Source organism: Mucilaginibacter sp. UYCu711 (assembly GCF_050433825.1).
In the GTDB taxonomy this organism is placed as follows: Bacteria; Bacteroidota; Bacteroidia; order Sphingobacteriales; family Sphingobacteriaceae; genus Mucilaginibacter.
This window is the reverse complement of the sequence record NZ_JBNPWM010000006.1, coordinates 331,750-357,651: the sequence shown is the minus strand read 5'-3', so window position 1 is coordinate 357,651 and position 25,902 is coordinate 331,750. Positions and strand designations below refer to the sequence as shown.

At 42.0% G+C, this 25,902-nt stretch carries 21 protein-coding genes and 1 tRNA gene; 8 read left to right on the top strand and 14 right to left on the bottom strand.

From position 1 onward, the window contains the following. Nucleotides 1-83: 83 nt before the first annotated feature. The 7 genes from arr (ABIB50_RS15140) to ABIB50_RS15110 all read right to left on the bottom strand — a co-directional run bounded on the left by arr (ABIB50_RS15140) (nt 84) and on the right by ABIB50_RS15110 (nt 7,719). On the bottom strand, nt 84-536 hold the full coding sequence (gene arr / locus ABIB50_RS15140; protein ID WP_429380884.1) for an NAD(+)--rifampin ADP-ribosyltransferase: 453 nt from the start codon (nt 534-536) through the stop codon (nt 84-86). Nucleotides 537-755: 219 nt separating this feature from the next. Continuing rightward, nucleotides 756-1,574: a DUF4249 domain-containing protein gene (locus tag ABIB50_RS15135; RefSeq protein WP_429380882.1), complete on the bottom strand. Its 819-nt coding sequence runs from the start codon at nt 1,572-1,574 to the stop codon at nt 756-758. 4 nt (nt 1,575-1,578) lie between these two features. Then, nucleotides 1,579-4,251: a TonB-dependent receptor gene (locus ABIB50_RS15130; protein ID WP_429380880.1), complete on the bottom strand. Its 2,673-nt coding sequence runs from the start codon at nt 4,249-4,251 to the stop codon at nt 1,579-1,581. A 120-nt stretch (nt 4,252-4,371) separates the two neighbouring features. Further along, nucleotides 4,372-5,352, bottom strand: a complete 981-nt coding sequence (locus ABIB50_RS15125; RefSeq protein ID WP_429380878.1) for a FecR family protein — start codon at nt 5,350-5,352, stop codon at nt 4,372-4,374. Between the two features lie 68 nt (nt 5,353-5,420). Next, nucleotides 5,421-6,002, bottom strand: coding sequence for an RNA polymerase sigma-70 factor (locus ABIB50_RS15120; RefSeq protein WP_429380876.1), 582 nt, complete (start codon nt 6,000-6,002; stop codon nt 5,421-5,423). A 107-nt stretch (nt 6,003-6,109) separates the two neighbouring features. After that, nucleotides 6,110-6,538 carry an NAD(+)--rifampin ADP-ribosyltransferase gene (arr, locus tag ABIB50_RS15115; RefSeq protein WP_429380874.1) on the bottom strand — a complete coding sequence of 143 codons (429 nt, stop codon included), beginning with the start codon at nt 6,536-6,538 and terminating at the stop codon, nt 6,110-6,112. 413 nt (nt 6,539-6,951) lie between these two features. Next, complete coding sequence (locus ABIB50_RS15110; RefSeq protein ID WP_429380872.1) at nt 6,952-7,719, bottom strand: SDR family oxidoreductase; 768 nt, start codon at nt 7,717-7,719, stop codon at nt 6,952-6,954. A gap of 112 nt (nt 7,720-7,831) precedes the next feature. Between ABIB50_RS15110 and ABIB50_RS15105 the strand changes: the two genes are divergently transcribed. Beyond that, complete coding sequence (locus ABIB50_RS15105; RefSeq protein WP_429380870.1) at nt 7,832-8,263, top strand: winged helix-turn-helix transcriptional regulator; 432 nt, start codon at nt 7,832-7,834, stop codon at nt 8,261-8,263. 65 nt (nt 8,264-8,328) lie between these two features. Here ABIB50_RS15105 and ABIB50_RS15100 read toward each other — a convergent pair. The 4 genes from ABIB50_RS15100 to ABIB50_RS15085 all read right to left on the bottom strand — a co-directional run bounded on the left by ABIB50_RS15100 (nt 8,329) and on the right by ABIB50_RS15085 (nt 12,073). After that, nucleotides 8,329-8,408: transfer RNA gene (locus ABIB50_RS15100), tRNA-Leu, on the bottom strand. A gap of 27 nt (nt 8,409-8,435) precedes the next feature. Next, nucleotides 8,436-8,963: a Fe-S protein assembly co-chaperone HscB gene (gene hscB, locus ABIB50_RS15095; protein WP_429380868.1), complete on the bottom strand. Its 528-nt coding sequence runs from the start codon at nt 8,961-8,963 to the stop codon at nt 8,436-8,438. A gap of 78 nt (nt 8,964-9,041) precedes the next feature. Further along, nucleotides 9,042-10,808 carry an ATP-binding protein gene (locus ABIB50_RS15090; protein WP_429380866.1) on the bottom strand — a complete coding sequence of 589 codons (1,767 nt, stop codon included), beginning with the start codon at nt 10,806-10,808 and terminating at the stop codon, nt 9,042-9,044. Between the two features lie 134 nt (nt 10,809-10,942). Further along, nucleotides 10,943-12,073, bottom strand: a complete 1,131-nt coding sequence (locus tag ABIB50_RS15085; protein WP_429380864.1) for an acyltransferase family protein — start codon at nt 12,071-12,073, stop codon at nt 10,943-10,945. 137 nt (nt 12,074-12,210) lie between these two features. Here ABIB50_RS15085 and ABIB50_RS15080 point away from each other — a divergent pair, with 137 nt between their 5' ends. After that, on the top strand, nt 12,211-12,960 hold the full coding sequence (locus ABIB50_RS15080) for an AAA family ATPase (RefSeq protein WP_429380862.1): 750 nt from the start codon (nt 12,211-12,213) through the stop codon (nt 12,958-12,960). Here the strand turns inward: ABIB50_RS15080 and ABIB50_RS15075 are convergent. Beyond that, entirely contained in the window at nt 12,957-14,804 is a 1,848-nt protein-coding gene (locus tag ABIB50_RS15075; RefSeq protein WP_429380860.1) for a PQQ-binding-like beta-propeller repeat protein, read from the bottom strand. The two genes, ABIB50_RS15080 and ABIB50_RS15075, sit on opposite strands and share 4 nt — an antisense overlap. Nucleotides 14,805-14,974: 170 nt before the next feature. On the opposite strand from ABIB50_RS15075, the gene ABIB50_RS15070 reads away from it, so the two are divergent. After that, on the top strand, nt 14,975-16,012 hold the full coding sequence (locus ABIB50_RS15070; protein ID WP_429380858.1) for a basic secretory protein-like protein: 1,038 nt from the start codon (nt 14,975-14,977) through the stop codon (nt 16,010-16,012). Nucleotides 16,013-16,118: 106 nt separating this feature from the next. On the opposite strand, the gene ABIB50_RS15065 is transcribed toward ABIB50_RS15070, so the two are convergent. Continuing rightward, nucleotides 16,119-18,893, bottom strand: a complete 2,775-nt coding sequence (locus tag ABIB50_RS15065) for a family 78 glycoside hydrolase catalytic domain (RefSeq protein WP_429380856.1) — start codon at nt 18,891-18,893, stop codon at nt 16,119-16,121. Nucleotides 18,894-18,975: 82 nt separating this feature from the next. Between ABIB50_RS15065 and ABIB50_RS15060 the strand changes: the two genes are divergently transcribed. The 4 genes from ABIB50_RS15060 (at nt 18,976) to ABIB50_RS15045 (ending at nt 24,877) form a co-directional block, all read left to right on the top strand. Continuing rightward, nucleotides 18,976-20,145 (top strand): hypothetical protein, encoded by a 1,170-nt coding sequence (locus tag ABIB50_RS15060; protein ID WP_429380854.1) that lies wholly within the window; start codon nt 18,976-18,978, stop codon nt 20,143-20,145. Nucleotides 20,146-20,267: 122 nt separating this feature from the next. Beyond that, on the top strand, nt 20,268-22,529 hold the full coding sequence (locus ABIB50_RS15055; protein ID WP_429380852.1) for a GH92 family glycosyl hydrolase: 2,262 nt from the start codon (nt 20,268-20,270) through the stop codon (nt 22,527-22,529). Nucleotides 22,530-22,532: 3 nt separating this feature from the next. Then, entirely contained in the window at nt 22,533-23,450 is a 918-nt protein-coding gene (locus ABIB50_RS15050; protein WP_429380850.1) for a DUF6282 family protein, read from the top strand. A gap of 338 nt (nt 23,451-23,788) precedes the next feature. Further along, nucleotides 23,789-24,877, top strand: coding sequence for an aldose epimerase family protein (locus ABIB50_RS15045; protein ID WP_429380848.1), 1,089 nt, complete (start codon nt 23,789-23,791; stop codon nt 24,875-24,877). Between the two features lie 14 nt (nt 24,878-24,891). Here the strand turns inward: ABIB50_RS15045 and ABIB50_RS15040 are convergent, their stop codons facing one another. Then, the gene (locus tag ABIB50_RS15040) at nt 24,892-25,044 is read right to left on the bottom strand and encodes a hypothetical protein (RefSeq protein ID WP_429380846.1); all 153 of its coding nucleotides are present in this window, start codon (nt 25,042-25,044) and stop codon (nt 24,892-24,894) included. A gap of 141 nt (nt 25,045-25,185) precedes the next feature. Between ABIB50_RS15040 and ABIB50_RS15035 the strand changes: the two genes are divergently transcribed. Beyond that, on the top strand, nt 25,186-25,713 hold the full coding sequence (locus ABIB50_RS15035) for a hypothetical protein (protein ID WP_429380844.1): 528 nt from the start codon (nt 25,186-25,188) through the stop codon (nt 25,711-25,713). Nucleotides 25,714-25,902: the final 189 nt, after the last annotated feature.

Genomic DNA, 25,902 nt, shown 5'->3' with positions numbered 1-25,902 from the left:
CTGCTTATGTTTTGTCTAAAATACGATAAAAACACATCGCCGTACCGCTATCATTTTATAGTTTTATGATACAATCTTTTGTATTAACCCTCAATTGCCTCAATGCCAAGTTCTTTAAGGCGCTGAATGTTATCCTCCATTTCCTTCAACCGTTCCGGCGAGTGTCCCTCCCACTCTGTAACTTCGCCTATAATCAGCAGTGGCTCGCGCGTACGATAGGATTTGGTTGGATTTCCGGGGAACTTCTTGTCTGTTAAATTAGGATCGTCCTCGATATTACCTGTCGGCTTTACAATATAAATTCTCCCGGGTGCGTCACCTAAGGCAAGTTCGGCTCCCCAAATAGCGGCGTCCATTGTAGCTGTCAGGTATACAAATAAGGCTTTCTTCTGCTTGCCATAATTCGAGCTAAAACCGGCGGCAATCAGGTCCCCTGGTTTTAGTTGAGCTTTAGTGCCATGAAAGAATTGCTGTGTATTTATCTCGTGTTTTGTTTCGGTTGTTGTAGCCACGTTTGTGCCTTCATTATTAATCATACAGCCCAAAAGTATAAGGTGCAAAACATTAAAAAAACGTTTTTCAACTATATTTTTTTGAACGCAATAGGATACTCGGATCGGCGTTATCCTTACAACAAACAGCGGAGTTTGGGATGGTTAAAGTGCTTATTGGAGGCGAATTGCGTTAGCGCAATGTGCAATAACCTAATCGCTTATAATAAGCACCCCCACCGAAGCGGAGGTGCTTATTAATATTTAAGGCGCTATTAGTGTCTTCTTTTGGATGTTATGCGCACTAAAATATCCCAGTGCTCCACCTTGTATGTTGGTTACCGGGTTAGCCGGCGCGGCATTGTTACCATCGCCGCCTGCACTTTCTGCAAGGCTGAACCAGTATTTATATACAGTAGCATCAATATTTAGCATTTCTATAGTCACGTGGTTCCCGGAGCGGATATCCCTTGCAGGGTCATCATTGACATTGTCAGCCCTTAACTGATTGTTTACTACCTGCCCGTTGGTAAATTCATCATTGTCTACAAAAACGGTTTTCTCTTTGCGCCCGTCAATATATTGAACAAAACGGTAACTGTTTTTAACAGCGGCCGGATCAAGGTATTTTACGGTAATGTACTTGCGCGTAGTCCCGTCCGCGTTGTTGCCGAAATTGTCTTTTACCAGGTAAATACTATCCAACTTAACCTGTTGTGGCATAGTGCAGGCGCCGGTAAAATCCTTCCCGTTGATATTAACAGAGAGCAGATAGCTTTGGCCAGGAGTACCGGAAAATGTACTGTTTTGATAAACACCCTGGGCTGTTGGGGTTATGATATACGTATTACCGTTGTTACTTATGCTTACCTGTGCCCCGCTAACACCGTTAAAGACATTATCGTCGGTAAATTTTTTAGTTTGGCTTATTAATACCTTACAGCCTCCCGGCTCATTGGTTAATACGCCTTCTATTACATACTGGGGTGTAGTGTTGTTTAATTTAAGGTCGATGGCTTTTTCGCAAGCCGATAAAAAAGTTATCGAAACAATTAATATCAGGTAGGTTATAGAGTAACGCATGTTTTTAAAATTTAAAGTTATAAGTAACCGATGGTACAAAAGTGAACAGTGTTGTCCTTACCGCTTCTGTACGGTTAGGGTCGGCTGCACTGTCGCGGAAAAAGATCCGGTAAGCATTTGGGTTACCGTAAGCATTATATAAACTAAAAGTCAGGTCTGACGAAAATTTGGCAGTTTTCTTTAATTGCCGTGTTGCACCTAAGTCAAGCCGGTGATAAGCTGGCATACGGTCGGCATTACGGTTGGTATAATAGTAATAGTTTTCACCGTCAACCTGGTATTTCCCGCCCGGAAAAGTTACCGCGTCGCCGGTATAGTAAACAAAATTGGCAGATAAAGTCCATTTTTCACTGGCTTTATAGATGGCTACTACTGCAATGTCATGGGTACGGTCCTGGCGTGCATTATACCATTGGTTGTCACTGATGCCGTCTATCTTGCGTTCGCTTTTTGATAACGTATAGCTTATCCAGCCTGTAAGTCGGCCTGTTTTCTTTTTTAACAAAAATTCTGCACCGTATGCCCGGCCCTTGCCATAGAGCAATTGGGTTTCAATAGGTTGATTGGTGTAAATATTGGCACCGTTGCGGTAATCTACTTGGTTTTGCAATATTTTGTAATAGCTTTCTACACTAAATTCGTATTTGTGTTCGCTAAAATCGCGGTAATAACCTACAGAAAATTGATCTGCCAATTCCGGCCTGATCAAATTAGTACTGGCCACCCATTTGTCTGTTGGCGAACCGGCGTTTGAGTTGCTGACCAGGTGCAGGTTTTGCGCATTGCGTGCATACGAGGTTTTAACAGAACTAAAATCGTTCAATTGAAAGGCCGCGGCAATACGTGGCTCGGGGTTTATATATGTTTTAACCGCCTGTCCGGCTGTATAGTATTTACTGCCGGTAATGTTTCCATCAGCATCCAGGTTATAATAATTACCCTTGCCCAATATGGTAAATGCAGAAGCACGTAATCCATAAGTTAAGGTAAAACGATCTGTGGCTTTCCAGGTGTTGCTGATATACGCTGAATTTTCTAAGGCGTACCGGTTCTCCAGCGTTTGTGAAACGATGCCTGAATTACCTGTGGCAGAGATCTCTCCGGGCTTAATAGTATGATAAATGCCATTGAAACCCATTGAGATGGTGTTTTTTTCGTTGGCGTACCATTGCAGGTCTTCTTTTAAGTTCCAGTCCCTGATCTGGGAGTAGATACCTAAATCATTAATATCCTGTTTAATGCTGATCCTGTAATTGTAATCGCTGAAGATAACAGAGGTGTTGGAGAATAACTTATTGTTGAATACATGGTTCCACCGAAGCGTAGCGGTTGTATTTCCCCAGTTAATACCTGCTACATTTTCTGCAGACAGTACATCTTTTCCAAAATACCCCGACAGGTATAAGCGGTCACGGTTGCCCAGGATATAATTGGCCTTGGCATTCAGATCATAGAAGTATAATTTACTGCGGTTAACCGTGCTATCCTTAGACAGTTTTAAGAACATATCTGCATAAGTACGGCGTGCCGAAATCAGGAAGGACGATTTCCCTTTTTGAATCGGCCCTTCCAGATTAAGCCGGGCCGCTATTAAACCAACGCCGCCGCTAACGCCAAACTTTTGGTTATTGCCATCATTCATTTTAATATCAAGGACAGAAGATAAGCGCCCGCCGTATTGTGCAGGCATATCGCCTTTAAAAATATTGATGTTCTTGATCGCATCAGAGTTAAAGGTGGAAAAAAAGCCAAGCAAGTGAGACGCGTTATAAACAGGTGCTTCGTCCAGCAAGATCAGGTTTTGATCTGAAGCCCCGCCGCGAACAAAAAAACCGCCGCTTCCTTCTCCGGCCGATTTTATGCCCGGCAACAGTTGTATGGTTTTAATTACGTCACGCTCGCCCAGCAATACGGGCATGTTTTTGGTGTCCTGTATATTCAACCGTTCAACACCCATTTGTGGGCTGGCAAGATCGCGGCTGTTGGGTGCAGCGGCGTTGATCTTAATTTCCTGTAATTGCTGGCTCTCGTCTTCCATCTCAATGTTCAGCGAATGATCGGCTGTCAGCGTAATAGTCATTAACACCGTTTTCTGGCCCATGGCAGATATAGAAAGTCTGTTCTCGCCGGCAGGCAGGTTGAGCGAAAAAAAACCGTAGCCGTTGCTGGAAGTACCCGTGTTCATATCCAAAACCCGTATTGTTGCGCCAATAATGGTTTCCCCGGTTTGCTTTGATGTTACGGTACCACTAACCCTATATTTTAATGATGAAGGTTTAACCGGGCGCTTATTTGTTTTCTTATCAGGATCATAGCGAATCAATATATCCTGATCAAGCAGCATATAGCTGTATGGATGCTGAGCCAGCACATTGGTTAAAATAGTACTCAGGCTTTGTTCTTTAGCTTGTAAAGTGATTTTAATAGTACTTTTTGCAACAGTTTCGTTATAAGTGAACTTAACACCGCTAATAGCAGATATTTTATCGAGCGCAGTCTTTAGCGGTTCGTTGTTCAGACTGATGCTGCAAACTTTATCCAGCGGACTTTGGGCAAAAGCAGCAGGCCGAACCAGCATCAGAAACACAAGCAATACCATTGCTGTTTTAATTTGCCGCGGCCAGTCTTTAAACCGGCTATTAATTTTCAAACTCTCCGTTCGTTCTTTTTTTTTCATATGTTTAAAGTTTAATGTTAAGTTGTAACCGCCTTAAGTTTCGAAGGCCTTTGGTGGTTACCGTACTGCGTTAATTAATCCCGGTTGTTTTAACAGGCACCGGGTTTTTTTATGAAGAAATTAATTTGTGTTATTTTCCTGTAGATAATAGACGCCATCCTTCAAGATCCATCGTATCTCCATTACCGTACAAAGTTTATTTAGCGTTTGCTCAACCGGCGCCGAGGTATTTAAGCTTCCGTAAAACGCTTTATCACTTAAACCCGAGGCAATTGAAATATTGATACCATATTGCAATTGAAGTTCGCTGCCAATAAATTGGAGCGATGCGCCGTTAAAGTGATACAACCCATTGCGCTGGTCAAGAAAGCGGGCTCCATCAGGATAATTTTCTTTTATCAGTAAACCTGTGGCTGTGTAATATACGGTACGCTGATTAGCGACGATGATATGCTGTTGTTTACGGTTTGCTGTGTTAAGCACAACGCCTACCTTGCCGCTTATTACCGTTACCTCTGCCGAGCTTGCTTTTGGATAGGCCCGTACATTAAAACTGGTACCTAATACCACTGTTTTTAACTTGCCAGAGCTAATAATAAAAGGGTGTTTGGTATCATGCACTACTTCAAAAAAAGCTTCGCCGGTTAATTTTACCTCTCTTTTTGCCGTGCTAAAATGGTTGGGGTAACTGATCTGGGTAGCGGGGCTTAGCCATACTTTTGAACCATCCGGCAAACTAATTTGCAAGTGCTGACCGGGTTTGCTGCTTACCAGTACCTGGTGTACCGGGTTAACGGTGGCTTTATTATAAAACAAAGCTAAACCTATGACAAACAGTACAACCGCGGCGGCAGCAATAGTGTGCCATAACTGTACAACTTTACGCAAGGGGCGTTTAGGCGTTTCTAGGTGTGCCGATATATTTTTTAATATATTATCCCCGATCTGTTGCGGCGTTTTGTATTTGTCATGATGGATCAATATTTCTTCATCATTAAAGGTAGCATACCATTGATCAAACCATAGCCGCTCTTCCGAGCTGATAGTGCCTTGCTCCCATTTATGGGCCAGTTCTGCCGGGTCGTAATTTTTCTTATCCATGGTAAACTATATTAACCTTTCACATATAGTCAGCGTTGATAGGATATACCCTTAGTGAGAAACGGAAATTATTTTTCCAGTAGTAATAAAAATATGGGAGCAGCCACTTTAAGGCTTTGGCGTAAGGTACTTAGCGCTTTAGTCATATGCGCTTCAACGGTTTTTTGCGATATGTTTAGTTCAGCTGCAATTTCTGCATAGGTCTTGTTTTCTTCGCGGCTTAGTAAGAACACAATTCGGCATTTTTCGGGCAGGGTGCCAATCGTTTTCTCCAATTGCATGCGCAGCTCTTTTTCATCCAGCCATTCGGCGGTCGTGTTGGAGTTTACAAGTGAGCTATCGGTTAACCGGGTTATTTGCAGTTGCCGGCGGTGTTGCCGGGCAAGGTGATTAATTACTTTGTATTTTACAGCAACGGATAAATAAGTATTTAAGCCGTGCGTTAGCTGTAAGCTGTTTCTGCGTGACCAAAGGCTCAAAAATATTTCCTGTACAATTTCTTCCGCTTCGGCTATATCACTCAGGCGGTGCATTGCTACCGCAAATATCTTATCCCAATACCGTTGATAAAGCTCAGTAAAAGCTTCCATATTATCTTGCGCAATAAGAGCGATCAGTTCCTGATCTGTGACGGATGTGGTAAAGGGCATATCGATAATAACTGGGCAATGTTAAATAATATTGCCGACTTATTGAACTTATAGCAAAAATCCATTGTTTTAGTCTGCAATGGTCTACCGCCCTACCTTACTGTTAATCAGTCTTGTATCGCCTCAATGCCAAGCTCTTTAAGGCGTTGAATATTATCCTTCATTTCCTTCAACCGTTCCGGCGAGTGTCCCCCCCACTCAGTGACCTCGCCAATAACCAGCAGTGGCTCTCGGGTGCGATAGGATTTGGTTGGATTTCCGGGGAATTTTTTGTCAGTTAAATTAGGATCGTCCGCTATAGCGCCGGTAGGCTGTACTATATAAATTCTCCCCGGCGCGTCGCCCAAAGCCAGTTCCGCTCCCCAAATCGCAGCATCCATTGTAGCTGTCAAATAGACAAATAATGCCTTCTTCTGCTTGCCATAGTTTGAGCTAAAGCCAGCCGCAATCAGGTCGCCTTGTTTTAGTTGAGCTTTAGTGCCGTGAAAGAATTGCTGTGCATTTATATCCTGTTTGGTTTCGGTTAATGTATCCATGCTCTCTTTTTTTTATTGATCCTGAATCAAAAATATAAGGTAGAAGACGCTAAAAAAAAGTTTTTTAACTATATTTTTTAAAACGTAATAGGATGGCCGGACCTGCGTTATACTTACAATAAACCGAGAGATTTTGGGTATTAAACAACAAAGCCCGACGCCCCCACGAACCAATTTTTAGATGATCTGAAACGTTTAGCCACTCTATTTGATGATTAAGGTAATTTTAGATATCTAAGCCGTTTTCAATTGAACCAGCCGATTACACAGAGAGCCCTAAATTCTCAATCAAAGTGGTCTTTAGTGCCTTTGTGGGAAAAAGCGCAGTATATAAACACTATTGTATCAACAGAAACTAAAATATTTGTTGATACAACTTTGGATATTATGATGTTGATAGCAAATAACTATACTTATGATCGAAGCTGGCTTGCACTTTTTGCAGTATTTACTAAACCATATGCCAGTTTTGGAAAGAAACGATGTATAAAATAAACTAATTTGGTATCGCCAACCCGTATGGTAAAACGATCTTTTTTAATACCGACGATCAGCGCGTTGACCAATTTTTCAGGACTTATTCCTTTGGCCTCAAGATTTTCCGTCATCTCTGTCGCTACCACTGGTGGTAAAAGTTCGAACACTTTCACGGTGCTTTTAATTATATTTAAATGATCTCTCAAAACTTCAGTATAAAAACGCATTGCCACTTTAGATGCAGAGTAGGTTGGCGAAAGGTTAAAAGGCACATAACTTAAAACCGAACTGGTATTGATTATGGCACTTTCTTTTCTTGACTTCAGCATATCCATAAACAAATTGTTAAGGCGTATCACACCCAGGTAATTGATGTCCATTTCATACTTTGCCGTTTCAAAATGTTTATCATTAACTATTCCCAGGTTTTTAGCTCCGCCCATAACCCCTGCATTATTGTACAAAATATCGATCCCTCCGATCTCTTTGATCTTATTGAAAAGTGATTGGGCATCATCCGCATTAGCTACATCGCTATTAATAGCACTTAGCGCAGGATATAATTTTTTAGCTGCATCTAATTTCCCCTGGTTCCTACCTGTGATAATTACTTTTGCACCGTTAGCCAAGAATTGCTTTGTAGCTTCCAGTCCTATACCAGCAGCTCCGCCGGTTATCAATATTGTTTTTCCTTTTAATTCCACGACCTTATTTTTTTATGGTTTGGCAAATTAGTTTTATATTTGCTTGCAAATTGCAAGTGCAAATATAATAAAGCACTTTTAATTGGCAACTGAATCATACAAAATATTTTACGTGGAAAAATCAAAAAAAAGGTCGGATTGTCCGATAAGTTGCACATTAGACATTTTAGGAGATAAGTGGTCTTTGCTTATCATCAGGGATATGATGTTTTTTCAGAAATCAACTTATGGCGAGTTTTTAAGATCAGCAGAAGGAATTGCGACAAATATTTTAGCATCGAGGCTACAAGGTTTGGAAGAGAACAAACTGATCGAGAAATTGGATCACCCGGATAGTAAAGCGAAAGTTCTATATACTCTAACTCAAAAAGCAATAGATTTGCTGCCAGTTATCGTCGAAATTCATTTATGGGCAGATAAATATTTCGATAATCCAGCTGACCTGAAAGCGATAATAAAGGATGTGAGAGAGGACAAAAATGAGTTCATCAAATCATTGACAAAAAAGTTGACAGTACAAATGGCAACAGCTAAAAGCCATTGATCATAACGTAGAAATTTACCCCATAAAAAAAGTAGCCAATAAAATTGGCTACTTGTCATAAAATGTACCCAGCGCCGGAGTCGAACCGGCACGGTTTCCCACAGGTGTTTGAGACCAGCGCGTCTACCAATTCCGCCAGCTGGGCATGCTATCTAAGTGTGTCTTTCAACCCTCAGAAGCGGGATGCAAATGTATTTAAACTCTCTTTAATTCGCAACAGATATTTTTGCCTGTAATAAATATTTGCAATATCGTTTAAGCGGCTTTCTTTAGCGGTGTCATCCAGTTGCTCATAATCGGCAGTTAAGCTGTTTAGCTCATCGCTCATATCGCCCTCAACCGCAAGTACTTCTGCGGTTATGCTGCCTAGGTCGGCGGCATTATCAACTTCCATCAAGCGTTCATTAATATCCATCATCTCCATTAAAAAATCTGCCGGCAGTTGTGGTTTTGCGCCGTCTGATACCAGCTCATGCAGCCTTAAAATGTATTCTAACCGCTTTGGGGGATCAGAAAGTGTTTGATATGCCTTGTTATTTATGGTAGATAGTTCAAGGATTTCCTGCTGTTTGGCATCATCCTCGTTGGCATAAAAATCGGGGTGATATTCTTTGCTTAGCTCGTAAAACTTCTTCTTAAGCTGAGCAGCATCAGGGTTAAAGGATTGTGGTATGGCGTAAAAGTCAAAATAATTGATCATGCCGCAAAGGTAGAAGATATGCAAACCAATTGCACGTATTAAATTGAATTATCACGCGCATATTAATACTGTTTCCGGCTATTTCATTACATTTCTTCCCGCTATTTCCATCAACTTTTCTCTAAGATGCTCGGGATTAAAGGGCTTGAGTAAACAATCGTCAATAAAGGGATACTGGGCAACCCGTTCTATAGCTGCGCCAATTGAGGCTGTTACCGCGATGATAGGAATAGTAGTTTTATGAGGTAAAGGTAACTGGCGGATTTGTTTAGCGGCCTCAAATCCATCCATTATTGGCTTGTTTATATCCATCAGGATCACATCATAATCATTCTCTATTACGGCTTTTATAGCTTTTTGACCATCCATCGCTACATCCGGGGTGATGCCCCAATTAGCCAGTATTTTTTTAATAACCAAAATATTCAGCTTTTCATCCTCTACCACCAGCACCCGCATTCCCGCAATAGCTGAAATAGCTTTCGGCGATTCAGCAATTTCAGGCATAGTCGCGGCCGGGTAACTTACCTCAAATTCAAATTTGGTACCCAAGCCCTCCTGGCTTTTGAAACTTAGTTGGCTGTTATGTAACTTAACCAGGTGAAAAGCGATAGTTAAGCCAAGCGTGCCATGAAACTGACGGCTTGTACGTGATAAGGGTGCCGAAAAAGGCTCAAATATTTGCGACTGAAGTTCTTCAGGGATACCAATCCCCGAATCGGCCACGCTAAAATGAAGGCTGACATTTTTGGTGTTAAGGCCGGTAATGCCCACCGTGAGCATTACATACCCTTTTGACGTAAACTTAATGGCATTACCCACTAAATGAAACAATATCTGTGTTAAGCGCATAGGATCACCCAAAACAACTACGTCCTTTAAATCCGGATCACAGTGACAATCCAACTCTAAATGTTTCTCTTTAGCTGCAGGCTTAAAGGTGCCCATGATGTTGGCGATGAGCTCCTCCATTTGAAACGCTTGCTTCTCCAGGGTTATCTTCTCGTTATTGATTTTATTAAAATCCAATATATCATTAACTGTAGCCATCAGGTTATCGGCAGAGAAACGCAGGATATTTAAATTCTCTTTTTGAGCCGGCTTAGGGTTTTCCATCAATAAAATATTGGTCATGCCAATCATCGCGTTTAGCGGTGTGCGCAACTCGTGCGACATAGTGGTAAGGAAATTAGTTTTTGCAGTCGACAGTTCTTCGGCGTCGGCCAGTGCTTTTTGCAAACCAATTCGCAGGTTTATTTCCTGCCGGGTAGACTTGCGCAACGCCCGGAAAAAGGAATAATGAATAAATATCAATAAGCTAAAGTTAAAACAAGACGTTAGCGTAAAGGCATTGCCATTGATCGTGAGGTGCTGAAGAGTGATATCATAGTTGGTATAATTTTCAAGCAGCACGTCGCCAATTATCGGTAGCGTACTAACAAGCGAATAGATAATGCCCCATTTGGCACCTAAAATATAATATGCAGCCGCTAAAACTAATACTGAAAATTGTATGGTAACGATATTTAAGCCAGGGCTAAACATCATTACATTTGACCAGATAAGCAGGGTAAGGCAAATAATAAAAAAATGTGCGGAAATATTCCACCGGCGCCCGGAAAGTAACAGGCTTAGCCCAAACGAAAACAACACAATGTAAATAACCGCTCGATAAAGCAGGAAATTACGGTCCTGGAAAAGATACAATATGCTAAGTGCGACAAAAAGCCCGATAAAAGCTAATAAACAAACCAGCAATAATTTTATCCGGGTCTTGATAAGAAAATCATCCTGCTGACTAAGAAGATAGCGGTAACGGCTAAAAATATATTGTGGTAGCGCCATATAAGCGGTTTTTTGAGCACTAATTCATAAAAACAAGTAACTGCAATATATATAATTCAACCGTGAATAAGCTAAGTTGTTTGAATGTTTTGACACATAATTTTTAACGCCAATTTCTTAACCACTGTTAGCACTTACGCCCTGATATAGGTTCCTTTGTTTTCCAGAAATTTGCCTAAACACCAGCAGATCAACATATAACAAATGGCGAACAATAGCGAGCCAAGCGCTCCCGGGAGCATAGCCTGAAACAATACATTATTTATCCGCTCATACGCGCTGGTACCTTTTACAGGGATCAGGTATAATACGGTTACAAATAATTCTGAAAACAGGTAAACCGTAAGCGGATTTTTGCCTGCAGTGATAAAGAAACCTGCCCATGCCGTTTTGCCTTTACGCATTTCTATCAGGTAGATCAATAAGGAGATGATCAGCAAATCAATACCAACGGTTAACAGCACAAACGGGCTTGTCCATATTTTTTTGGCTATCGGGAAGGTTAAATTCCAGCATAGGGCCGCGAAGATCAAAAAGCTGCCCCATAACATCAGCTTGGCTATGGTTTCGTAGTTCTTTCCTTTTTGCTGAATAAATTGCCCGGCCAGGTAGCCTATTGTTACGTTTACAATAGATGGCAGGGTACTAAGTATCCCTTCAGGGTCGAACGCTACACCTTCGCCATGGTAAAGGTGGCTATCACCTAATACAAGCTTATCAAGGTACGTGCCGGCGTTGGTGAGCATGCCGTAAGGGTCCGCAGCATCGCCATAAATAAGCAGGATAAACCAATAACCAAATAAAAGCACAAGGCTGCCTATAATTATTCCCCTGGCAGAAAGCAATCGCACCATTAATGCCGCAAACAAATACCCTAAAGCAATACGTTGCAGCACCCCCATAATACGGGTATGGCTAATTGGTTTTACCGACCAGCCGGTAACTGCATCATGGTTTACAAACGGGAACCAGTACATCAGGTATCCCAGCAAAAATATAATGGCCGCCCGTTTAAAGATCTTTAATAAAACTGCCGATTGGCTAAGACCGGTAAACTTCTTCATAGAAAAGCTCATAGCCGTACCAACGGCGAACATAAATGAAGGGAAAACCAGGTCGGTTGGTGTAAATCCAAACCAGTGGGCATGTTGCAAAGGCGCAAAGGGTTTGGCACCACTGCCGGGTGTGTTTACAATTATCATAAAACAGATAGTCATCCCGCGAAACACATCGAGCGAGGTAAACCTTTGGGGCCTTTGATCCATAATTGTTGACTTGTTAGGTTATTCTTAATATTTAAAGATAAATAAATCTTTCTGTTGTATCATCAACTACTCATCTGCAACACATCCTAAAATTAAATAAAGAATTATAAATTTGTTTTGTACCAAAGTTCAGCTAAATGCCTTTTTTATCCCGCGTATCGCTTCCGCTAATCCAAGATGGTAGTTATTTGCAAAATATTCCGAGTCTAAACCATGGATTGCAGCTTTCGCTAACAAGTAATGTTACGTTTTTTGTTGGGGAGAATGGGTCGGGTAAGTCAACCTTACTGGAAGGAATTGCCGAACAATGTGGTTTTAGTCTGCGAGGAGGAAATCGTAATCACAATTTAAACACAGGGTATCGGTTTGAGGGATATGAATCTCCACTGGCAAAGCACATAAGCTTGATATGGTCTTCACGCCGAATCAACGAAGGCTTTTTTATGCGGGCGGAAAGCTTTTTCAACTTCGCAACTTATATTGATGAGTTGATTGCCGAGGCAGACATCAGAGACAAAAAACGTATTTTAGATGCTTATGGCGGGCGCTCGCCACATGAGCAATCGCATGGAGAATCTTTTCTGTCCTTGTTCAATAATCAGTTCGATAACGGAATTTATATTCTTGATGAGCCCGAAGCTGCCTTATCTCCTGCCCGGATTCTGGCCTTTATGTCGGTTATACACGAGCTTGATAAAAGTGGCAGGGCACAATTTATAATCGCTACCCACTCTCCTATGCTTCTATGTTACCCAGGTGCTACGATTTACCAGTTTGACGATAATGGAATGGGGGAAACCAGCTATGAAGAAACAGAACATTTTACGCTTACCAAATCTTTTTTAAATAATCCGGGCGCATATTTAAGGCATTTAACTGATCATTAATACTGCAAACAAACGATCTTACCATCCATAGTTGTACCTATCAATTTGTTCTCATCAAAAAAACTTAACGGGTTAACCAGACAGTTTGATAGTTTATGCACCCATGCCAGCGAGCCGTCTTCGCGTTTAAAAGCATAAATATTGCCCGAGTTGCTTAAAGTAAATACCAAACCGTTGTGTTCTTCTATTAGTGACGGCGAAATGTCGTAACCGATATTTCTTTTAGCTTGCCATTTTACCTCCATAGAGTCGGCTTTGGCAGAGAAACCCAATACATCGCCCTCCATTGTTTTCCCGTAGATCAAGGTGCTGTCTGCAGAAACGCCCATAGCTTCGCGAATTCTTATTTTGGGATCGCCTTTGCGCCATATAACTTCGCCGGTAGCGGCATTAAGGCAGGTCATAAACCTGTCAGGTGCTACTATAAACACCTTGTTACCAGTTATTACTGGCACGCAAGATGCCGGTGAATACATGCGATTAGCAGAACCATTTGTCCAGCTCCAGGCTAATGTACCGGTTTGTTCATTGAGCGCGTAAAAATAATTACCCCAACCGCCAAAGTATATTTTGCCATTATTTATTACCGGCCGGGTTACAACAAAGCCGCTAACATCAGCAAAGTCCCATATTAAACTCCCGGAAGCAAGATCATAGCACCTGAAATGACCGTCGGAGCCCCCGCAAAACACCCGTCCGCTATGTATCACAGGTGATGCTACTATCGGTTTATCTGCTTTTACTTTCCAGTTAACAGCTCCGGTATTTTTATCAAGACAATAAAGGTATTTATCAGTACTGGCTACAACTACATAATTTCCATCGGCACAAGGCGTGCTGTAAATTTTGCCGCCGGTTTTTGTTGCCCATAGCTGTTTGCCATTTTTTAAGCGGTAAGCAGTAATCCAGCCCGCAGTATTGCTTACAACTACCCTATCGGCTGCAACGGCGGTGCCTGCGCCTATGTCGGTGACATCCTGCTTATTCCAAACCGATTTTACTGTATTAAATTGTTTATTTATAGCGAATGTGGGCCGCGGATATTGAATATCCTGCTTAAAATTATGTGTATAAAGCCGCTCTTTTACCCATGTTGGTTTGGTTTGAACGCCGGGCCTGCGCTCGTTATAGAATACCGAATCGCCGGTGACGGTTACGATATTGTACCCCCCTATTGTGTCTTTGGCCCTTAAATTTGAGCGGCCCATAACGCCGGGGATCCCTTCAAAGTTTTGCTTGTGATTACTATGCCCGTGCCCGCAAATAATGAGCTGCGTATTACGTGTTTTTAAACGATTGATAACCTCGTACCAATTGTTAAGGGCAGAATCAATGGGATAATGATTTACAAATATAACAGGTGTTGTTTTTGGTGTCGCTTTTAAAACCGAATCCAGCCAAACGAGGTTTTCCTGAGGGACCTGCCCCGGGCTCATCCGCATATTGGGCCCGCAATTGGTACCCAGAAACAGGAACCCATTATGGTTAAATGCAAAAGTTTCTGAGCCAAAAATGGTTTTAACGCTATTGCCCCCACTTTCAGACCAGTTCATATCATGGTTGCCAGGTATTATATACCAGGGCTTGTTTAAACCGCTTAACATGGATTTGGCAAGTGTTAACTCTTCATCGGCGCCAAACTCGGTAATATCACCAGATATGATTACAAATTGCAGTTCGGAATCAGCGTTAATATCAGCAATAGTTCTTTGTAGGTCCTCAACGGATGTCCCGCTGCCGATATGGATATCAGAAACATGGGCAAATTTCCAGGCAGTAGTTTGAGCATTGGTTTTAAAAAAAAGTAAAATTAAAACCGTTGTTAGCCATGCTATTTTCTTCATCAGTGCAGATATCTTAAAGGATGCAATCTCGGTATATCCGGTTACTTTAACATCAATTAATATTAAACTTTATTTACAGAAACTAAATGTATGGTTTTTTACTGTAGCTTCATTTTTACATGGATTTAACTTTTCTTGAATTATATTTAGGGAAAAATTAAAATTGCCCCATGATCAAAAAACTTACCAAACTCACTTTTTTAGTAATGTTATCTGCTGCTGCATTTGCACAGACAACGCCAACTGCCACTGCACCAACTGGCCAAAACCCGCAACGCAGGCGTAATGCACCCCGGCCATATGCCATAACAGTTGTTAATGATACAAAGGTTAAAGTAGATACAGCCCAGGTAAGCGCTGCTTTTAAAGCAGTGTATCCGGGATTTGCTGCCGCCGACGGTTACCGCACGGCGAAAGAAGTTACTATGCGCATAATTGATACCAATGCGAAAGATTTTACTTTAAGCGCGAAACCGGGCGAATTTTTAGTAAACAGCAAATGGATAAAAAACAAGAAGAACTTCGTTAATTTCCAAAACAGCTTGCAGGAAGCCTTGCATAAAAACTGGAGTTCGGTAGATACTACTGTGAGGGATGGCTACCAATTGGTTTTCATTAACAAAAATTCGGATTTTAACCCTGCTATAAGGAAAGACCTGGTAGAAACCTACTTTAAGGTATTCCCGGCATTGGTTAGTAAGTTTAATGATAAAACCACGCACGAAGTGGTATTTGTTACTGATACTGCCTATAAAGGCGTAGCCGAAGCAAGCGGCAACCGCATTTTATTCAGCACCAAATACATGAATGCTCACCCTACCGATATTGACATTGTAACACACGAAGGTTTCCATTTGGTACAAGGCTATGGTTATAGTGCCGGCCCGGTTTGGTTAACAGAAGGTATTGCTGATTTTATCCGTTACGAATATGGTGTAGATAACATCGGTTCTAAATGGTATTTACCCGCGTTTAAAGAAACACAAAGCTACAAAAACAGCTATAGGGTTACTGCGCGTTTCTTTGAATGGATAGAGCAAAAAGTTAAACCGGGTATGGCTGTTATGTTAGATAAAGAATTAAGAGCCCATACTTACACTGAAGCTACCTGGGCCGCTTTATCTGGTAAAAGCATTGATGAGCTTTGGGCGGATTATGCAAAAAATCCTGAAGTATCACTTCATTACAGCGGTAAAGAAAGAAATTAATCATACCCACACTTAAAACAAAAGGCCCGGTACATTACGTATCGGGCTTTTTATTTGTGACAGGTTTAGGTTGTTTTTTCCTGTCGACATACCGAAAGAGCATAGACTATTTCACCTCAAATAAATACTTGCCTGCACCGCATTTTACAAGTGGTATTTCACCTATATCCGGGAACCGCTTTTCACCGTTGATATACACTGCCTGTCCGCTTTTAACCGGCAGATAAACGTTGGCTGTGCTATTTGCCGGGATGGTAACCTTCATCGAAAATTTATCACCATCTTTTTTCCAATCTGTGTATACCCAACCGTAAGGGGTATGAAATGTGCCCGATGCGCTGGTGATGTCTCCTACAGGTTGCGGCCTTATTTTAAGTAATTTAAAACCTACGCTACCCTCCTCCTGCCCTATTCCGGCTAAACCGCTGTAAAACCATTCCATAATATGGCCAAGCATCAGGTGGTTGTTTGATACGTTTGTTAAAGCGGGCCATGATTCGGTGAGCGCGGTCGCCCCCTTTTTAAGTTGATAACCATAACCCGGTACATCGTCGCGGTTATTCATGGCATAAATTATTTTTGATTGTTCGCCTTTATCCAACGCGTCAATTAAAAAATGGAAACCGATATCGCCGGCAGTAAGCGCATATTTATGCAGACTGATAGAGTCCGTCAAATTTTTAAGTACTGTTGCTTTTATACCATTATCAACCAAACCAACACTCAAAGGCATAGCCATGGCAGTTTGGCTGCCGGTTGAATAAACATTGGTTGCGGCATTTAAAAACTTAGCGTTAAACGCCTGCTTTACAGCTAATTCCTGTTTTGTATACCAAGCGGCATCATCAGTTTTATTTAATATCGCTGACATTTTACTCAGCAGCAAAACATCGTAATAGTATATAGCAGTGGCGGTTAGCGCCTTTGGAGTTAATTGCGCTTCGCCGGGTTGCCGCGGGCCGTAATCGAACCAGTCGCCCAGGCCATAGTCCAAAATATGATTATTGGATTTACTTTCCAGGTAAGCCACATACTTCTTCATCATTGGGTAGGCTTTTGCAACGATATCTTTATCACCATACCAATTGTATAGCTGCCATGGCAAAATAACCGCGCTGCTCCCCCATTCGGGCGAGTCTAAAAATCCGCCACCGAAGCGTACAAACTCGGGCGCTATATCCGGCACAAAACCTTTTGGATCCTGCGAGTCTATCAGGTCAAAAACCAGCTTACGGTAAAGCGCGTAGTTGTCAAGGTTATAATGGATAGAGTTTCCCATCAGGTAATCCTGCTCCAGCCAGCTCAACTTCTCGCGGTGCGGGCAATCTGTTACCACACTTTGGTAATTGCTTTTTATGGCCCAGTTTATTAGCGTATAAATGCGGTTAAACAATTCGTTAGAGCATTTAAAAGTTCCGTTTTGTGGAGATGAATTGCGGATGTGCAAGGAGGTTAGCTTTTCAATAACCGGAAGATCGCCTGTGTTCCCCACCGGGATAGCACCTTCCACCTGTACATATCTAAACCCGTAATAAGTAAACTTAGGCCTGAAGGTTTCTACACCACCGCCTTTTAAAGTATATGCGAAATAATATGGGCCACCGGTGGCGCCCTGGTTAGCCATTTTAGCTGGAGTTAAAATCTCGGCAGGGCTAAGCTTCACAATTTGCCCTTTACGCCCTTTAACTTTTAATTCGATAATACCTGAAGCATTTTGCCCAAAATCATATAAGTAAATACCTGGTTTAGGTTGTGTTATATTTTTAACGCTAAACGAATCTATAACGGCAACTGGGTAATCCGGATCTGGAATTAACTGGCCCATTGGCGCTTTAACTAATTCGGCCTTTTTCCATAGCTTATCGTTAAAGCGGCCCTTATTCCAGCCCGCCTGTTCTAAACGCGCATCATAATCCTCGCCGCCGTAAATACTGCTAAATGTAATAGGCGATGGGGCAGTTGTCCAGTTTTCATTGCTTATCACATTGTCAGTTGTACCATCGGCATAGGTTAGTTTTACGCGGCATATTAGTTTAGGCATCCCGAAGGCATCAACCATTTTGGTATAGCGTTCATGGTTGATGTAATAAAACCCGTTGCCAACTGTTACCCCTAAGGTATTTACACCTTTATTTAAAAGCGGCATTATATCTAATACGTTATATAAAACAGTTTTGTCGTAAAAGGTCCAGCCGGGAGTTAAAAAACCATCACCGGCCTTTTTACCATTAACGCTCATTTCGTACTGTCCAAGTCCACTAATGAAAGCATAAGCACTGACGATCTTTTTATCAGCCTTAAATTCTTTGCGGAAATATGGTATTACGCTATGCTCCTTTGCCCTGTTACCCAATATCTTTAAAGCGGCCTTATCAGGGCCGTGCATCCCGGGCACAACCCGCATGGAGTCCGGCAATTCTTCGTAGCCTATCCATTTAGCATTCTTCCAGTCGGCTGCACTTTCAAGGCCGGTGCAAAAGCTGTTTACTTTACTCCAGGCCGAGACGCTGTTATTTTTATCCCAAATCTTTACCTGCCAATAATAGACCGTACCGGGCAATAGTGCTTTGCCTTTATAAGGTACCAAAACGCTTTCGCTTGTTTTTACCGCGGATGAGTTCCAAACATAATTGCCGGCTTTTAATTTTGCAGGCGAGGTAGCAATAACTATCTGGTAAGCTGTTTGGATCTGATTGTTTTGTAGTGATGACAATTCCCACCCAAAATGAAGGTTTTTGGCCGATACGCCCAAAGGGTTAACCTTGTTTTCGCATAAGGTTTTAACAACTATTAATTGTGCGTATGTATTAGTAAAAGCAACAAATAAAATAATAGCAGTTAGCAACGCTCTTACAGTCGCTTTTTTATTGGGATGGCTCATTTACAGGTATGATTGGTTATCTGAAATGTAATATAGGTATTTATGATAATCTTGTTAAATTTAGCAAACAAAAAACCTCCTGATGACTAAAACTTACTTTGATTTTAAAACCTGCGCGTTAATTAGCCTGGTAACGCTTTTTACAATATCCGCTTTAGCGCAAACCAACTTAAGCCGCAAAAAAGCCGACCAAATAGCTGCTGCCGAACTTAAGACCCAAATGGAACTGCAAAAACCCAAGGCAGAAGCTGAGTGGGCCGCACACCAGATCCAATATAAAAACTTCGCCATGAAGTTTACCACGCAAATATTTGGCGATAAGCCAGCCGGTGGTCGTAGTTTGTATATCTCGCTGCATGGCGGCGGCGGTACTGCGCCAAGGGTTAACGACCAGCAATGGGAAAATCAAAAGAAACTCTATAAGTTAAAAGAAGGTGTATATTTTGTGCCGCGATCACCTGTTGATGCCTGGAACATGTGGCATGATTACCCAATGGACGAGTTATTAACAGAGGTAATTAAAAGCGAGATAGTAATGGATGATGTAAACCCCGATAAAGTTTATGTAATGGGCTATTCGGCCGGTGGCGATGGTGTGTTTCAATTGGCCCCTCGCCTGCCTGATTATTGGGCCGCAGCATCTATGATGGCGGGCCACCCTGGTGATGCACAGATCCTGAACTTAAAGAACCTTCCGTTTATGGCATTTGTAGGCGGCAAGGATGCAGCCTACCACAGAAATGAACTTGTTGCACAATGGGGCAAGCGACTGGATAGCCTACAAACTGTTTATCCCGGCAGCTTTATACATGAAACCCATGTTTACCCAGATATGCCGCATTGGATGAACAGGAAGGATACTATAGCCGTTCCATGGTTGGCGTCGTACACCCGTAACGCTTTACCAAAGGATGTGATCTGGATCCAGGATGATATCCTGCGCGATCAATTTTACTGGTTGGGTATGCCGATTGAGAGCGCTAAAAAAGGCCTTAAAGCACGCGTAACAATAACGGGTAACAATATCAATATTTTAGAAAATGAACATGAGGTATTGTATATCTATTTAAATGACAACTTAGTAAACCTTGATAAGAAAGTAACCGTCACCATAAATGGCAAGCAGGTATTCAATAAAAAGGTACCGCGCAATGCTGCCGTTATTAAACAATCGGTTGCGGCAAGGATGGATAAGAGTTTAATATTTACGGGTAAGCTGGTGGTTAAGAACGGCGAGGTGACGGCTATATAAAACCTGTTAAGTAAGTTAATTATTACAATAGCACATTCGTTTTTATTATTTCCTATAATTGGGATGTAAAGCCGCATAACCAACGGCACCCCTATTACCAACTATTTAGGCCAATTAAGCGCATGAAACTAAAATTACTTTTTCTTACCCCTTTACTGTCTGTAAATTTCGCGTTCGCGCAACAGTTAGACTTAGTGCATTATGTAAATACCTTACAGGGTACTAACTCTAAGCACCAGTTAACACGTGGTAACACCTACCCCACTACAGCATTACCTTTCGGCATGCATACCTGGACACCGCAAACCGGCAAAAACGGAGATGGCTGGAAGTATCAATACTTTTTAGATCATATCCGTGGTTTCCAGCAAGCGCACCAGTGCAGCTCATGGACCCGTGACTATGCTGTGTTCTCACTAATGCCGATGAGCGAGTTAGTTGTTGATGAAAATAAACGCGAAGCCAAGTTTAGCCATGCTAACGAAATTGCAAAGCCAAACTACTATAAAGTTAAATTTGATAACCAGATAACTACAGAGATCTCGCCATCTGAACGTGGCGCGCATTTAAGGTTTACTTATCCATCAGGCAAGAAAAGCTTTTTGGTGTTAGACGGCTATGACCGTTTAAGCGGTGTTAAGATCCATCCGAAGGAAAACAAGATAACCGGTTTTGTAAATAATGGGGCGGGTTTTAAAAGAGGCTGGAAAAGCTATTTTGTTATACAGTTTGATAAGCCGATAAAAGCTTACGGTACCTGGGAAAATAAAAATAACACCATCAATGCAGATTCAACCGAGGCACAAGGTTTGGGCCGGGGCGCTTATATTGAGTTTAAAGCTGGCGTAAAGGTGCAGGTTAAAACAGCGTCTTCTTATATCAGCGCAGAACAGGCACAGTTAAACTGTGACCGCGAGTTAGGTGCCGATAAAACTTTAGAGCAAACCAAAGCAAACGCCGCAGCGGTTTGGAATAAATCGTTGGGTAAAATAACTGTAGAAGGCGGCAGCAAAGCCGATATGGAAACATTTTACTCTTGCTTCTTCCGCGCCAGCTTGTTTTCAAGGAAGTTTTATGAAGTAGGTGCTGATGGTAAACCATATTATTTTAGCCCTTACGATGGCACCGTGCACCCCGGTTATATGTATACTGATACTGGTTTCTGGGACACTTTCCGTGCGCAGTTCCCGCTTAATGCTTTGATCCAACCAGAGATGCATGGCCGTTACATGCAGGCTTTGTTAGACGCTTACAAACAATGCGGCTGGTTGCCGTCATGGTCGTTCCCAAGTGAGGGCGGCAGCATGGTTGGTAATCATGCTATTTCTTTATTGGCTGATGCGTGGGCGAAAGGTATCCATACATTCGACCCTAAAGAAGCACTTGCCGCCTATTTACATGAGGCAGGATCAAAAGGCCCGTGGGGCCCGGCAAATGGCCGCGAAGGCTGGAAAGAATATTACCAGCTGGGTTATGTGCCTTATCCTAATTACCGCGAGTCTACAGCTAAAACGTTGGAGTATGCTTACGATGATTGGTGCGGCTATCAGTTAGCTAAAATGACCGGCAACCAATATTATATGGATGTTTTTGCACGCCAGATATATAATTACAAAAACGTATATAACCCGGCTACGCACTTTATGCAGGGCAAAGGCCCGGATGGCGAATGGACAAAAAACTTCGACCCTATTGAGTGGGGCGGTCCGTTTACCGAGGGTAACTCATGGCACTACACCTGGTCGGTTTTCCAGGATACACAAGGCTTAATTAACCTGATGGGTGGCGACAGAAATTTCACAGCCAAGCTCGACTCGGTGTTTAGCGAACCTAATAAAGTTAAAGTTGGTACGTACAGGGGTATGATCCACGAAATGACCGAAATGGTTGCCGCTAACATGGGCCAATACGCGCATGGCAACCAGCCGATTCAGCATATGATCTATTTATATGACTACGCCGGCCAGCCTTGGAAAGCACAATCCCATTCAAGAGATGTGATGTCTAAATTATATAACGCTAGCGAGAACGGTTACCCGGGCGATGAAGACCAGGGACAAACATCATCATGGTATGTGTTGAGTGCTTTAGGTTTTTATAGTGTAACACCGGGCACCGGCGAGTACGTTTTTGGCAGCCCGATGTTTAAAAAGATCACCCTGAACTTAGAGAACGGAAAGAAATTTGTGATAGATGCCGCGGCTAATGATAAGGATCATGTTTATATCCAATCGGCAAGTCTGAATGGAAAAACTTATACTAAGAACTTCATTACACATAATGACTTGTTAAATGGAGGCACTTTAAAGTTAGAAATGGGTGACAAGCCTAATGAGCAAAGAGGGCTTGGTGCCGATGACAGACCATTCTCATTAACTAAATAACGTATGTTGAAACGGGCGGGATTAGTATTTGTAGGTTTGCTACTGGCCAATTTGGTTTGGGCACAAGCATCTACAGATGCTAATCCCCTATCCGGCGTTATTGATTTTCATTGCCACACCGGGCCTGATGTTACCGCCCGCGCCATAAGTGATATTGAGTTTGCTAAACTGGCTAAGAAAGAAGGCATGCGCGGCATCGTCCTTAAAAATCATTATTTCATGACTGCCGACCGTGCGCAAATTGCAATGCAGGAAGTACCCGGCATTGAGGTTTTTGGCGGGATTGTTTTAAATCGTTCCGTTGGTGGTATTAATGCCGAAGCTGTGCGCCGTATGGCGCAATTTGAAGGGCACAGAGGCAAGGTTGTCTGGCTACCTACCGTTGATGCTGAGAATGGTTTTGAGCATGCTGCCGGACCGCGTCAATTTGTTTCGGTTGTTAAAGATGGTAAGCCCGTGCCCGAAATGGCGGAGGTATTCCAGGTTATCGCGAAAAATAATCTGGTGTTTGAGACCGGGCACTCAACTCCTGCCGAATCGTTGATTCTGATCCCCGCTGCCAAAGCTGCGGGTGTTAAAAACATCGTGGTAACACATGCCATGCTACTTGGAGCTACTTTAGATCAGATGAAGCAAATGGCCGCTATGGGTGCTATAATTGAGTTTTGTTTCCAACCGGCGGGTTTGCCAAATGCCAAAGATAAAGGAGCTATAGCTAATTATGCAAATGTTATTAAAACCATCGGTGCCGATCATGTTATTATCGACTCAGACCTTGGACAAAAGAATAACCCTTTACCTCCTGATGGATTGCGTGCGTTTATAGCAGCACTAAAATCAAAAGGCCTGAGCGAGCATGACATCGATCTTATCGCGCGCCAAAACCCTGCTAAGTTATTGGGGCTGGATCAATCTAAATGATGCTAAAAACTACGCTTTTTAGCCATTTTACTGTTTCACTAAATAATGAAACACTTTGCAACAGTTGAAACACTTTTTTACTGTAATATACTGTAAATAAGTATTTTGAAACAAACCGAGTGAAACACTTTGCAACAGTACAAAAACTTTAGATTAAACAATGTAAATATTTGTAAATTAATTACTTATGTGTTTTTAAACATTTTTTGAAGCCCGGAGTGAAACACTTAAAGTGAAACACGCCTAAGCATCTTAGGTATTGGTATTTTGACACAGTTAATACCGGAGTTTGTATATTTACACAACAACCAGTTCTATATCGATCTAAATAATTCTAAATGAAAAACCTGTTTTTAGCAACACTCCTGTTAATTAATATTAACCTGTTTGCTGTAGATAAACCCGCTATCACTAAAGCACCTTATGGCGAAATTAACGGGCAACAGATCTATCAATACACCCTTACAAACAGTAACGGTATGCAGGTTAAAGTCATTAATTACGGCGCCACTATAACCGATATCCTTGCCCCTGGCCGCGATAATAAGTTAGGTGATGTTGTATTAGGCTTCGACTCGTTAAAACAGTATATGGGCCGTAATAACGCGTTATTGGGGGCCGCTGTAGGCCGGGTAGCAAATCGAATAGCTAAAGGGAAATTTACACTTGATGGGAAAGAATATTTGCTACCGTCAAACATCCACAGCGGGCCTCGTGGATTTGATAAACAGGTATGGGCCATTGAAGAAATACCGGGCAGTAAGGAAGTAGCTTTAAAGCTGACTTATTTAAGTAAAGACGGCGAGAACGGGTTCCCCGGCAATTTAAATACAATTATTACTTATACGTTGACCAATAATAACGAGTTAAAGTTAAGTTACCGTGCAACCACAGATAAAGCAACGCCGGTTGTTATAACTAATCATACCTATTTTAACTTATCAGGTACTACCGGTAAGGTGAGTAATACCCAGCTTACAATTATTGCCGATAAATACCTGGAAGCAGATAAAGATGTAATGCCAAGCGGTAAATTATTGGATGTAAAGGGAACCCCTTTTGATTTTACCCGGCCTAAAGAGGTTGGAAAAGATATCGCAGCAACCGGGAATGGTTATGACTTAAGCTATGCTTTAAATAATACATCTGGTAAAATGGCTTTGGCCGCTACTGCTTACGAGCCAACCAGCGGCCGTGTACTGCAGACTTATACTACCGAGCCATGCCTGGTGATATATACGGGTAATCATTTTAATGAACGCATTATCGGCCGCAACGGGCAGCACTTTAATAAATGGGGCGCGCTTTGTTTGGAGACCATGCATTTCCCCGATTCGCCCAATCAACCAACTTTTCCGAATGTTATTTTAAGGCCCGGCGAGACTTTTAAATCTGAAACGGTTTATAAATTTTCGGTTAGGAAATAGTTAGGCTTTTTCTTCTAAAAACGGGGTGTCACCCTGAGCCCGTCGAAGGGTGAGCGCAAAGGTGCAGGGTTGGTATAATTGGCCGAAAAAGCAAAGCCGACCAAACAGGCAAACAGCAGTACTGTTCTTTTCTGGCTGTTGGTTAGCAGCGCATTATCATTACTCATATAGGGTGTCGGTTATAATTGGTAACCAAATATATATTAAAGAAAACAGGTTTTAGATATCCTAATAAATTATCCTATCTATAAGGTAGATTTAATTTGTATATAGTATCTTAGCCACTGTATTTAATACCCATCACAATTATGACCGCAGTTTACAAAAGCCTTTTACGGGTAAGCATTATCTCACTGATTATTTCGACCGTATTTATCAGAACAGCAATGGCACAACAGTCATCTGGTTATCCAAAAATGGTTGGCTATTTTAGCACGGTATTGCCTGTTGCCTCATTAGCTAACGGAAAGATAACGAGTAATTACACCGGCGTTTATACACAGAATTTCCCGTTTGGCTTTAACCTGTTTAAGAGCGATAAGTTTGGGGTGAGTTTTGAAATTGCGCCAACCATGCGTGTAGAAAATCACATTGCCAAGATCAGCACCATATCATTTAACCCCGGCGCGGTTTTTCGTTTAAAGCATGATTTTGCTATCATCCAACGTGTAGCTTTTGAAACCAGCGGCAGGTTTGGTGTAACCACCATTTTTAATAAGATCGTGATAAAAGGGAAAGACGCGAGTTTGTTCCTGGCTGTTCCGTTTGCCACACGTACCGGCAATAATTTGCCAACTTCATTAACTACAGGTTTACAAGTCGGTGTATTCTTTTAATACCAAAAATCCCGGCTTAAAATTACCATCATAAAACTGTATTGTGTTAAATGCAGGCTATTATTAGCCGGTCATGTATTATATTTGCGGCTTGTTAGTCCATCAACCTATTTTAGCTGTATGCACGCATTCTATATTAATTTCATCAGAATATTTATCTGTTCAGTACTATTTTTAATTGGCTACATT